Source organism: Pseudomonas fluorescens (assembly GCF_001623525.1).
Classification (GTDB): domain Bacteria; phylum Pseudomonadota; class Gammaproteobacteria; order Pseudomonadales; family Pseudomonadaceae; genus Aquipseudomonas; species Aquipseudomonas fluorescens_Q.
In genome coordinates this window covers 1,242,403-1,254,626 of record NZ_CP015225.1, presented here as the reverse complement: position 1 = coordinate 1,254,626, position 12,224 = coordinate 1,242,403, and the positions used below count along the sequence as shown (strand labels likewise).

At 61.6% G+C, this 12,224-nt stretch carries 9 protein-coding genes; 8 read left to right on the top strand and 1 reads right to left on the bottom strand.

Annotation, left to right across the window (positions count from 1 at the left end; genetic code table 11):
• Positions 1-7: 7 nt before the first annotated feature.
• The 7 genes from TK06_RS05410 to TK06_RS05380 all read left to right on the top strand — a co-directional run bounded on the left by TK06_RS05410 (position 8) and on the right by TK06_RS05380 (position 10,612).
• Positions 8-361 (top strand): DUF2934 domain-containing protein, encoded by a 354-nt coding sequence (locus TK06_RS05410; protein ID WP_063321168.1) that lies wholly within the window; start codon positions 8-10, stop codon positions 359-361.
• 229 nt (positions 362-590) lie between these two features.
• Entirely contained in the window at positions 591-2,750 is a 2,160-nt protein-coding gene (gene glgX, locus TK06_RS05405) for a glycogen debranching protein GlgX (RefSeq protein ID WP_063321167.1), read from the top strand.
• A 250-nt stretch (positions 2,751-3,000) separates the two neighbouring features.
• Complete coding sequence (locus TK06_RS05400) at positions 3,001-3,765, top strand: PIG-L deacetylase family protein (protein ID WP_063321166.1); 765 nt, start codon at positions 3,001-3,003, stop codon at positions 3,763-3,765.
• 204 nt (positions 3,766-3,969) lie between these two features.
• Positions 3,970-4,734 (top strand): endonuclease/exonuclease/phosphatase family protein, encoded by a 765-nt coding sequence (locus TK06_RS05395; RefSeq protein ID WP_219737683.1) that lies wholly within the window; start codon positions 3,970-3,972, stop codon positions 4,732-4,734.
• A gap of 387 nt (positions 4,735-5,121) precedes the next feature.
• A complete protein-coding gene (locus tag TK06_RS05390; RefSeq protein WP_063321164.1) occupies positions 5,122-7,581 on the top strand; it encodes an autotransporter outer membrane beta-barrel domain-containing protein in 2,460 nt (819 codons plus the stop codon).
• Positions 7,582-7,875: 294 nt separating this feature from the next.
• Positions 7,876-8,790, top strand: coding sequence for an autotransporter domain-containing protein (locus TK06_RS05385; protein WP_063321163.1), 915 nt, complete (start codon positions 7,876-7,878; stop codon positions 8,788-8,790).
• A gap of 196 nt (positions 8,791-8,986) precedes the next feature.
• Positions 8,987-10,612: an NADP-dependent glyceraldehyde-3-phosphate dehydrogenase gene (locus tag TK06_RS05380; protein WP_063321162.1), complete on the top strand. Its 1,626-nt coding sequence runs from the start codon at positions 8,987-8,989 to the stop codon at positions 10,610-10,612.
• Positions 10,613-10,631: 19 nt separating this feature from the next.
• On the opposite strand, the gene TK06_RS05375 is transcribed toward TK06_RS05380, so the two are convergent.
• Complete coding sequence (locus tag TK06_RS05375) at positions 10,632-11,525, bottom strand: DMT family transporter (protein ID WP_063321161.1); 894 nt, start codon at positions 11,523-11,525, stop codon at positions 10,632-10,634.
• Positions 11,526-11,658: 133 nt separating this feature from the next.
• Between TK06_RS05375 and TK06_RS05370 the strand changes: the two genes are divergently transcribed.
• Complete coding sequence (locus TK06_RS05370; RefSeq protein ID WP_063321160.1) at positions 11,659-12,096, top strand: Lrp/AsnC family transcriptional regulator; 438 nt, start codon at positions 11,659-11,661, stop codon at positions 12,094-12,096.
• Positions 12,097-12,224: the final 128 nt, after the last annotated feature.

Sequence of the window (12,224 nt, the reverse complement as noted above, 5' to 3'; positions counted from 1 at the left end):
CACTGCGATGAGTACCGACGATAAACGCATTCGCGAATTCGCCTATCAGATCTGGGAGTCCGAGGGTAAGCCCGCCGGGCAGGAGAAACGCCACTGGGAGATGGCGCGCAAACTGGCCGAAGCCGAAGCGCTGGCGCCGAGCAAGCCACCCAAGGCGGCGAGCAAACCAGCGGCCAGCAAAACCGATGGCGCCAAGCCTGCTGCCGCCAAGAGCGCCACGGCCAAGACTGCCGCAAAAAACACGTCGCCCAAGGCCAAGCCTGCGGCCAAACCCTCCGCAGCGACTGCAGCAGTAGTGCCACCCGCCAACAAAACAGCGGACAAGAAGCCCCGGGCACCGCGCAAGCCGCCGGCTGTTTGATTGATCCTATCGGTCTCCTCGTCAGATGGGAGCAACGCCTGCTCGCGAAACAGGCGCCTCGATTTCAGCAGGCGCACATCGCTTCATCGCGGGCAAGCCTTGCTCCCACAGAGAAACAACTTTTGTCCCACATAGCGGGGACAAATCCCCTCGTCACAGGTGAAGGGTGGAACCACCCACCCCAAGTGAATCGCATCGCTGAATCTGTCTGTCTTTTGCAGGAGCAACTATGACCCGTCCAAAAAAAAACACGCCGCCGCCCGTGATCGAGGCTTCGCGGATTCGTGAAGGGCTGCCTTTTCCACTGGGTGCAACCTGGGATGGCCTCGGGGTCAATTTCGCGCTGTTTTCAGCCAATGCCACCAAGGTCGAACTGTGCATTTTCGACGATGCCGGCGAAGTCGAACTCGAACGCATCGAGCTGCCGGAGTACACCGACGAGATTTACCACGGTTATTTGCCGGATGCCCACCCGGGCTTGATCTATGGCTACCGGGTCTACGGCCCATACGACCCGGCGAACGGCCACCGTTTCAACCCCAACAAGTTGCTGATCGACCCGTATGCCAAGCAACTGGTCGGCCAGTTGAAGTGGTCGGAAGCCCTCTTCGGCTACACCATCGGCCATCCCGATGGCGACCTCAGTTTCGATGAGCGCGACAGCGCCCCGTTCGTCCCCAAGTGCAAAGTCATCGACCCTGCGCATACCTGGGGCCACGACCATCGCGTCAGCGTCCCCTGGGACAAGACCATCCTGTATGAGACCCACGTGCGCGGCCTCACCATGCGTCACCCTTCGGTGCCCGAGAACCTGCGTGGTACGTTCGCCGGGCTGATGGTCGATGATGTGCTGGAGCATATCCGCAAGCTGGGTGTCTCTTCGGTGGAACTGCTGCCCATCCATGCCTTCGTCAATGACCAGCACCTGCTGCACAAAGGCATGACCAACTACTGGGGTTACAACAGCATCGCCTTCTTTGCCCCGGACCCACGTTACCTGGCCAGCGGCAAGATCGCCGAGTTCAAGGAGATGGTCGCCCACCTGCACGAGGCCAACCTGGAAGTCATCCTCGACGTGGTCTACAACCACACCGCCGAAGGCAACGAACAGGGGCCCACCCTGTCCATGCGCGGCATCGATAACGCCTCGTACTACCGGCTGATGCCCGACGACAAACGCTACTACATCAACGATTCCGGCACCGGTAATACCCTGGACCTGAGCCATCCTTGCGTTCTGCAAATGGTCACCGACTCCCTGCGCTATTGGGCCACGGAGATGCACGTCGATGGCTTCCGCTTCGACCTGGCGACCATTCTGGGCCGCTACCATGACGGCTTCGACGAGCGCCACAGCTTCCTTGTGGCCTGCCGCCAGGACCCGGTGCTGCGCCAGGTGAAAATGATCGCCGAGCCTTGGGACTGCGGCCCCGGGGGCTACCAGGTGGGACGCTTCCCGCCGGGCTGGGTCGAGTGGAACGACAAGTTCCGCGACACGGTGCGGGCCTTCTGGAAGGGCGACGACGGCCAGCTTGCCGATTTCGCCAGCCGAATGACGGCCTCGGGCGAGATGTTCAACCAGCGTGGTCGGCGTCCGTACGCCTCGGTGAACTTCGTCACCGCCCATGACGGTTTCACCTTGCATGACCTGGTGTCGTACAACGACAAGCACAACGAGGCCAACGACGAGAACAACCAGGATGGCAGCAATAACAACCTGTCCTGGAACCATGGCGTCGAAGGGCCGACGGACGATCCAGAGATCAACGCGCTGCGTCATCGGCAGATGCGCAACTTCTTCGCCACCCTGCTGCTGGCTCAAGGTACGCCGATGATCGTCGCCGGCGACGAATTCGCCCGTACCCAGCACGGCAATAACAACGCCTATTGCCAGGACAGCGAGATCGGTTGGATCAATTGGGACCTGAGCGAGGATGGCGCGACGCTGCTCAAGTTCGTCAAGCGCCTGATCAAGTTGCGCCTGGCCTATCCGATCCTGCGACGCGGGCGGTTCCTGGTGGGTAACTACAACGAGGACATCGGCGTCAAGGACGTGACCTGGCTGGCCCCGGACGGCAGCGAAATGACCATTGAGCAATGGCAGGACAGCCATGGTCGCTGCCTCGGCATGCTGATGGACGGCCGCGCCCAGGAGACCGGCATTCGACGCAAGGCCGGCGATGCAACGCTGCTACTGGTGGTCAACGCCCACCATGACATCGTCAACTTCCGCTTGCCGGAAGTCCCCGAGGGCAGTTTCTGGACCTGCATGGTCGACACCAACCAGCCGACCGTTCGAGGACAAGAGCGCTTCGATTTCGATTCCGAATATTCCGTCACCGGGCGCTCGCTGCTGCTGTTTGAGCTGCAACGCGAAGAAGAGGAATGAAGTACCGGTTGTAAACCGCCAGAGAGACCGCAAGGACGCGGTTTTTCGCTGCACACAGCCCAGTTTTAAGAAAAAAGTGCAGTTCAGACACACATCTCGCAAGACGAATCGGCCGACATGGTCAATACTTCACATGCGGTAGTCTCCAGGATTCGGAGCGCTGTGAATCGCAGCCATACCCACGCGGGCGTCATCGGACAGTAGGCCCGGTAGATGGCTGAAAGATTGAATACACACAAGGATGTCTCTCATGAAACCCGCCTCTCGCTTGCCCGGCCGGCAGCATCCGCAAATCTGGAACAGCGCTGCGCAACTGGCCGATATCCCGATTATCAGTACCCAGACGCTCATTCCCGCCGGCGCCCGCGCGGTCGTCCTCTCCCCGCATCCAGGCGATGAGATCGGCGCCTGTGGCGGATTGCTGCAGTTGCTGAACAATCTTGATCAACCCATGTTGCTGATCTCGGTCTCCGATGGAGCCCTGATCCATCCCGGTTCACCGTTGTGGACCGATGAGCGCCTGCGTACACACCGCCCTCACCCGCAGGAAAGCGTGGACGCCCTGCATCGCCTGGGCATAGCCGCCCATGGCCTGCAATGGGTACGCGGTGGTTTCCCGGAAAAGGCCTTGGCCGAACACGAGGCCGAGCTCACCGACTTCATCGCGCGTCACCTGCGCCCCGGTGACGTGGTGTTCAGCACCTGGCGCCAGGATGGCGACAGCGACCACGAGACCGTCGGGCGCGCCGGGGCCCTGGCCGCCGACAGGATCGGGGTGGCGTTCAACGAACTGCCGGTGTGGGCCTGGCACTGGCCGGTCCGTGAGCAAAACAAGATCCCCTGGCACCGGGCCCGCAAACTGCGCCTGGATGTCTGGACTACCGCCCGCAAGCGTCACGCCATGTACGCTTACGTCAGCCAACTCAACGGCGAACCGGCGAGCGGCATCGCCCCGCTGGTGCCCCGGGTTATCCTGGATCGGATGGGTATGCCGTATGAGATTGTCTTCATCTGAACACGTGCCTGTAGGAACTGGGCTTGTTCGTGATGGTGGTGGTTCGGATACACCGCTTTCGCGAGCTTGCTCGCGATAGCGCTCGGCGCGGCAAGGACACGAAAAATCCGGAACTGCCGACGCCTTGGGTCAGTCGCATGAACAGGTACGTCTGATTCAGGAGGGAACGTGACTCAAGATCCCGATTGGCGGGCCGTCGAACCAATGCCATCGGAGCTGCCTGCGGCGGTTCATCGGCTGCGGATCCTGACGGTCAATACCCACAAGGGTTTCACCGCCCTCAACCGTCGCTTCATCCTGCCCGAATTGCGCGAAGCGGTGCGCAGTACCGGCGCCGACCTGGTGTTCCTGCAAGAGGTGCTGGGCGAACATGACCGACACGCGTCACGCTACGACAACTGGCCCCAGACATCCCAGTACGAATTCCTCGCCGACAGCATGTGGAGCGACTTCGCCTACGGCCGCAATGCCGTCTACCCCGATGGCCACCATGGCAACGCCCTGCTCTCCAAATACCCGATCCGCCAGTTTCGCAATCTCGATGTGTCCATCACCGGCCCGGAGCGGCGCGGGTTGTTGCACTGTGTGCTGGATGTGCCCGGGCACGCCGCTGTCCATGGGATCTGCGTGCACTTGAGTCTTCTGGAAAGCCATCGCCAATTGCAGCTCAAACTGCTCTGCCAACTGCTCGATTCGCTGCCCGAGGACGCCCCGGTGATCATTGCCGGCGACTTCAACGACTGGCAGCTGCGTGGCAACCTCGCCCTCGCCCGCCGTGGCTATCTGCATGAAGCCTTCGAGCACCACCATGGTCGCCCCGCCAGGACCTATCCAGCCCGCTTCCCGCTGTTGCGCCTGGACCGTATTTATCTGCGCAACGCCAGCAGCCATGCCCCGCAAATCCTGGGCAACAAACCGTGGACGCACCTGAGCGATCACCTGCCGCTTTCGGTGGAAGTGCATTTGTAGAGCGTAATGCTGTTCACTTAAGAAAATGATGGACCTGTGGCGAGGGAGCTTGGTCCCGCTCGGCTGCGAAGCAGTCGTAAACCGGCGGGTGCGGTGTGTCTGATGCTGCGCATTTGGCAGGTTTAGGGGCCGCATCGCAGCCCAGCGGGACCAAGCTCCCTCGCCACGGGTTTGTCGATGGCCTTAAGTGAACGGGATTAATTTGTAGAGCGGGCCTTTTCTGCTCTTCCTGCCCGTGGACCTGTAAGTTCTGACAGTAGCGACGCTGGTTTTTCATTGCTAGGGTGCCATCCCATACAGCGAGCGTTGCCAGGCCCTGTGTGCCATCTGTAGTGCAACCGATGCTGAAACCGGCATTTACGAGATGCCGACGCAGAGGGATAGCACATGATTCGGCACGATAGAGGATTCAATCGGCTGTTCAACGCTGTGTGGATATCAGCCCCCTTCCTGTTACCCGTCCCGGCCACCATGGCCGCTTGCACGCTGACGCCAACCGCAGGCGATGACGCTTATGTCTGCGACAGCGGCACCAGCCCCGGGCTGACGGACCTTTCGGGTAACAACAGCCTGACCATGCCCGCCAACGGCAGTGGTGTCATTAGCGGCGACGTCACATTCGGTGCCGGCGTCGACCGCATCGTGATCAATGCCAACGGCTTGATTGACGGTGATGTCCAGCAAGGCTCCGGCGTGGACGACTTCATCATGAATGGCGGCAGGATCCTGTCCCTGGCACAAGGTGACGGTCTCGATACGTTCTTGATGACCGGCGGCACCATCGTCGACGCGTTCGAAGACGGCGACGTTGCGCAGATGACCGGCGGCACGATCGGCCGGGTCGACATGAAGCTCGATGACAACGTTTTCGATATGTCAGGCGGGCAGATCATTGGCAACCTGGTGACCGGTTTCGGCCAGGACACCATCAGCCTCTCCGCCGGACGCATCGGCGGCAATGTCAGCGTCAGCGGCGGCAACGACAGCATTACCGTCAGCGGCGGCGAAATCCTCGGCGAGGTCCGGGCCAGTGCCGGCGATGACCAGTTGCAGTGGAGCGGTGGCCTCATTCACTCGGCTATTTTGATGGGTGACGGCAGCGACACGGCGCTGTTGAGCAACCTCGATGAGACCGGGCTGAGCATCACCCCCAGCGTGAATGGCGGATTGGGCCAAGACGTCCTGACCTTTGAAGGCAGCACCTCCAGCACCGGCGCCCGTTACCTCAATTGGGAAACGGTCAACCTCACCCAAGGCTCGCAACTGGACCTTAATGACACGCTGACGTTGGGTGACAGCGCCACCGGCACAGGGACGCTCAACATCGAGAGCGGCAGCACGCTGACGGCGACCCAAGGCGTTGTCGCCCCTTTTACTGCCGGTCAACTGGCGACGCTCAACAATGCCGGCACGATAGACCTTACCCAGGGCAACACCCGCACCATCGATACCCTCACCGTCCAGGGTAACTACGTCGGCGACAACGGCCAGTTGCACGTGCAAACGGCAATCGGCGCCGATGGCTCCGCCAGCGACAAGCTGGTGGTCAACGGCGGGACGCTCACTGGCAATACCGCCATCACAGTCACGAACCTGGGCGGCACGGGCGCACTGACGACTCAGGATGGCATCGAAGTGGTCCAGGCCCAGGGCGGCGCGGTCAGTAACATCGATGCCTTTTCTCTGGCGCAGTCCGTCTCGGCCGGCGCGTTCGATTACCGCCTGTTCAAAGGCGGCGTGACGGGTAATCAAAACAACTGGTACCTGCGCTCCACCGTGGTCGCCGGACCGGTAGCGGCGCCCATCCCGACGGCGCCCCCCGCACCGGGCGCGCCCCCCGTCCCGACGCTACCGCCGTTGCCAACCGCAGTGCCCGGCGCGGCCCCCATCCCGTTGTATCGTCCGGAAGTGCCGACCTGGTCGGTGCTGCCTCCGGCGGCGGCGCAATTGACGTTGATGGCCCTCGGTACGTTCCATGACCGCCAGGGTGACCAGCGCCTGCTCACGGAAACCGGCGCGTTCGGCGCGGGTTGGGGTCGGGTCTATGGCGTAGACCTGGATAAAACCTGGGCCGGTACGGTGACGCCGCAGTTCGATGGGTCGATCAAAGGGTTCCAGGTGGGCAACGACCTATACAGTTCGCTTCTGTCCGGCGGCCAGACCCAGCGCATTGGCTTCTTCGTCGGGCACACGGAATTGAACGGCAATGTCAAAGGCTTCAACCTGGGTTTCGAAGGCCGACACGCCGGCAAGATAGAACTCGACGGCGACAGCTACGGGCTCTACTGGACGCTCACCGACCCCAACGGCGGCTACGTCGACACCGTGGTGATGGGCACGCGATTGAACGGCGACAACCGGTCCGAACGCGGCCTGAAAATCGACAATCGCGGGCACGCCTTGACCGCTTCGGCGGAGACCGGCTACCCCTTCAAGGTGACCGCTGACTGGGACTTTGAACCCCAGGCCCAGATCATCTACCAAAAGGTCTCCCTGGATACGCAAAACGATGGGGTCTCCAAGGTCGAATTCGATTCCGACGGTGCCTGGACCGGCCGGCTCGGTGCGCGCCTCAAGGGCCGCTACCAGGTCAGCGGCATGCCCGTGGAACCGTACCTGCGCGCCAACCTCTGGCATACGTTTTCCGGCACCGACTCAGTGATATTCGACGACACCGAACGGGTCGAGACCCAACAGCGCGCCTCCACCGGCGACCTCGGGATTGGCGTCACCGTGAGCCTGGCGCCCAGCGTCGCCATGTACGCCGGCGCGAACTATAGCCAAAACCTCGACAGCAACCAGCAACACAGTGTCATGGGCAACGTCGGTTTACGAATCAGCTGGTAGACAGGGTCTACGACAGAGGTTTGACGCCCGAATACCCACCACAATAACCAATTGAAATCAGCGCTTTATTAGCGCTGATTTCATTTTGCCATTCATCGTTCATTTTCTTGACGCGCCGCCATCGGTCTTCTTGACTACACCGTACTACCCCCGGAAATACAGTCAGGGGCAGGCCTCTGGAACCCGCCAACACGGGCCGCCAGAGGCTTGCCTCAATCCATTCGGTCGCCCCTCATTCGGGGTAGGAGAGACGCCAAAAAGCGAGAAACGCATGCGATTGCAAGGCAGGCCCCCATGAAAACTTCCCTCCGTCCACAAGCGCTCACCACCACTTTCCATACCGTCTCGACATCGTTGCTGCTGCTTTCATCCATGGAGGTCCAGGCCTGGCCTGCCGAGGAGACCGTGCAGCCCTGGTACGACCGAACATCATCCACCCACCTCGATACCGCACTGGTTGGAAGTGAGCCTGCTTCCGGCAAAAGCCCCGCCCTGTTCACAGTGCGAAACGGCGACGGTCATACCCAGCGCATGGGACTGATCACTGGGCAACAGCAGATCACTTCAACCGGCGGCGGCCTGCTGGTGATGCCCGCGCTGGCCGACCCGGACAAAGATGCCGTCAACCTGAAAGGTTCGAGCCTCGGCGCCTACTGGAGCCTGACCGGCCCCGCGGGCTGGCACGTCGACCTGAGCGCCAGCGGCGGCCGGATCAATGGCTACAGCCGCACCGAACAAGGCCAGCGCCAGGCCACCGAAGGCCATGCGGTGACGCTGTCGGTCGAAGGTGGCTTCCCTATTGGCATCAGCACCCACTGGGTGGTCGAACCCCAGGCGCAACTGATCAACCAGCGCATCACCCTCGATACGCCGAATGCCGAGAGCGGCACCGGCGATGAACTGAGCAGTTGGAGCGGCCGCGTTGGCGCACGCCTCAAGGGTAACTACCAGGTCAACGGCCTCGGTGTGGAGCCTTACCTGCGAACCAACCTGTGGCACACCGTCCAGGGCGCCGGCACGGTGTCCCTGGATAAGGTCGACAAGATCAGCAGCAGCCGAAAATCCTCTACCGTCGAAGTCGGCCTGGGCCTGGTCGCCCGGGTCACGCCGGCGGTCAGCCTGTATGTCAGTGCCGATTACAGCAGTGACGTCGACGACAACGACCTCAATGGCATCATTACCAGCATGGGCGTGCGGATGCGCTGGTGAGTCGTTGATAACGCCCACCGCTTTCCAAGGCTGGGCCTGTGGGAGCTGTCGAGCGAAGCGAGGCGGCTCCTGCATAAGTCCGGCACAAGCAAACTGCCGCCACTTAAAAAACACCTCCATTAAGGCGTATAACGCTAAAAGCGATTTATACCTGCAAGCCGTCTGCCCTGGCTCATTTCATTGATGGAGTAACGACATGACCACCGTCCCCTTCCTCGCCAACCTTTTTCCCAGCGCCACCGACATCCCGCCGGCCTACCGCCTCGAAGGCCGGATCGAACAGCGTGAATACCTGGTCGACGGCGTCCTGGAAACCTGGCAAGGGCCACTGGCCGTCGTCCGCAGCCCCGTTTACCTGACGGGTGAGCTGGGTGATGAACAAGTGATTCTCGGCAGCACGCCGCTGCTGGATGCCGAGACCGCCCTCACCGCCCTGGACGCTGCCGTGCGGGCTTACGATCGCGGCCAGGGCCAGTGGCCGACGATGCGCGTTGCCGAGCGCATCCGCCATGTGGAAACCTTCCTGGCACGCATGCGCGAGCAACGCGAGGCCGTGGTCAAGTTGCTGATGTGGGAAATCGGCAAGAACCTCAAGGACTCCCAGAAGGAGTTCGACCGCACCTGCGACTACATCGTCGACACCATCGACGCCCTCAAGGAGTTGGACCGGCGCTCCAGCCGCTTCGAGCTGGAACAGGACACCCTCGGGCAGATCCGACGCGTGCCCCTGGGCGTGGCCTTGTGCATGGGCCCCTACAACTACCCGCTGAACGAAACCTTCACCACGCTGATCCCGGCCTTGATCATGGGCAACACCGTGGTGTTCAAGCCGGCCAAGCTCGGCGTCCTGCTGGTGCGGCCGTTGCTGGAAGCCTTCCGCGACAGCTTCCCGGCGGGCGTGATCAACGTGATCTACGGCAGCGGCCGCGAAACGGTCAGCGCGCTGATGGCCAGCGGCAAGATCGACATCTTCGCCTTTATCGGCACCAACAAGGCCGCCAGTGACCTGAAGAAGCTCCACCCACGGCCACACCGCTTGCGCGCCGCCCTGGGGCTGGATGCGAAGAACCCCGGCCTGGTGCTGCCGGACGTCGACCTGGACAACGCGGTCAACGAGGCGCTGACCGGCTCGCTGTCATTCAACGGCCAGCGCTGCACGGCGCTGAAAATTCTGTTTGTCCATGAGGATGTGGCGCCGGCGTTCATCGAGAAGTTCAACGCCAGGCTCGCCACCCTGAAACCTGGCATGCCCTGGGAGGACGGTGTGGCGCTGACGCCGCTGCCCGAAGCGAGCAAAGTCGATTACTTGCATTCGCTGGTCGCCGATGCACTCGCCAAAGGTGCAGAAGTGAAGAATGCCCATGGCGGCGAATCGCGAAGCTCGTTTTTCTACCCCGCGGTGCTGTACCCAGTGAACACCGCGATGCGGGTCTACCATGAGGAACAGTTCGGTCCGGTCGTGCCCATCGTGCCGTACCGCGACCTCAATACCGTCATCGATTACGTACTGGAATCCGACTTCGGCCAGCAGCTCAGCATTTTCGGCACCAACCCGGCACAAGTCGGCAAGCTGGTGGACACCTTCGCCAACCAGGTCGGACGCATCAACATCAACGCCCAGTGCCAACGTGGCCCGGACACGTTCCCGTTCAATGGCCGGAAGAATTCGGCCGAGGGTACCTTGTCGGTCCACGATGCACTGCGCACCTTTTCCATCCGCACGCTGGTGGCAACCAAGTTCCAGGAGAACAACAAGGCGTTGATCAGCGACATCATCCGTGAGCGCGATTCCAACTTCCTGACCACTGACTACATCTTCTGATCCACGCCCGAACGGTGGGCTACGACAGGACTGGGCGCCGCGACTTGATGCCCCAGCCCTGTTGCATGCCGGCAGCCGCCAGCAGGATCGCCGCCACGCCCAACCATTGCAGCGGCTCCAGGCGATGGCCAAAGGCGAACCAGTCGACGAAGATCGCTGCGATCGGGTAGATGAACGACAGCGCACCGGTCAAAGCGGTCGGCAAGCGTTGTATGGCGCTGTACAGCAACACATACATCACGCCAGTGTGCACCATGCCCAGGGTCAGCAGGCTGGCCCAGGCTTCGGTTTGCTGCGGCAACGCCGAGAAGTTCGCCCAGGGCGCCAACAGCAACACGCCGGTGCTAACCTGGATCAGCGCGATCAGATGCGGCGGCGTGCCGGTCAGACGCTTGATGATCAACGCCGCGATGGCGTACAGCAACGCAGCCCCCAGCGCCAAGGCAATGCCCAGCAGATAATCATCGCCACCCTGCCCTTGCTCGCCATGGGCACTGACGATGGCCAGCATTCCGAGAAACGACACCGCCAGCCAGAACAGTTTCTGCGCGGTGATTTTTTCCCCCAGAAACAGCGCCGCCAACCCCACCAACATGAACGGCTGGACGTTGTACACCGCCGTGCCGATGGCAATCGAGGCGCGGGAATAGGAGGCAAACAACAATACCCAGTTGCCGACGATCGCCACACCGCTGAGTACCGCCAGCAGGAAAGTGGTACGGGTGAGGATGCCGGGGCGCAAAAAGCCGAAACCGGCGCAGATCAGCAGCAAGGTCACGGCGCCGAACACGCAGCGCCAGAACACCACATCCAGCACCGGCAGGCCGGAAACCAGCACGAACCAACCAATGGTTCCGGAGATCAGCATGGCGGCAGTCATTTCCAGCGAACCGCGGCGTAAGGTCTTGTCCATCTTCAGGCTCCTTCAGCAAGTGGGCACAGTATGCCGAGCCGTCGGGGGGCTTCTCCATGGCTTGAAAAAGGCTAAACTGCGATTCGACCTTTTTTATCAAGGCAACTTCACACATTCACCTAATGGAGTTGAAATGACTGACGATATTGACCAGATCCTCATCAGTGCCCTGATGGAAGATTCCCGACGTTCCCTCAAGGCCCTGGCAAACCTCAGTGGCCTGTCCTCCCCCAGTGTCGCCGAGCGCCTTCGCCGGCTCGAAGAACGTGGTGTGCTCAGGGGCTACACCGTCGAAGTCGACCCCAAGTGCTTCGGCTATCAACTCCAGGCCATCGTGCGTATCCGCCCGCTGCCGGGACAGTTGCAGGAAGTGGAGCGGCAGATCCAGGCCATCGCTGAATTCACCGAATGCGACAAGGTGACCGGCGACGACTGCTTCATCGCCCGCCTGCACGTGCGCTCGATGGAACAGCTGGATACCTTGCTGGACAAACTCAATATCCACGCCGAGACCAATACGGCCATCGTCAAGAAGACGCCCGTCAAGCGGCGGTTGCCGCCGATGGCTTAGGTGCCTGCCTGGTTTGAGCGAACGCATTGCCCGGTGGGAGCGGGCTTGCTCGCGATGACGGCGGGTCAGTCACACCGAAGCTGGATGTGCCGGCCTTTTCGCGAGCAAGCTCGCCCCCACAGGAAGTC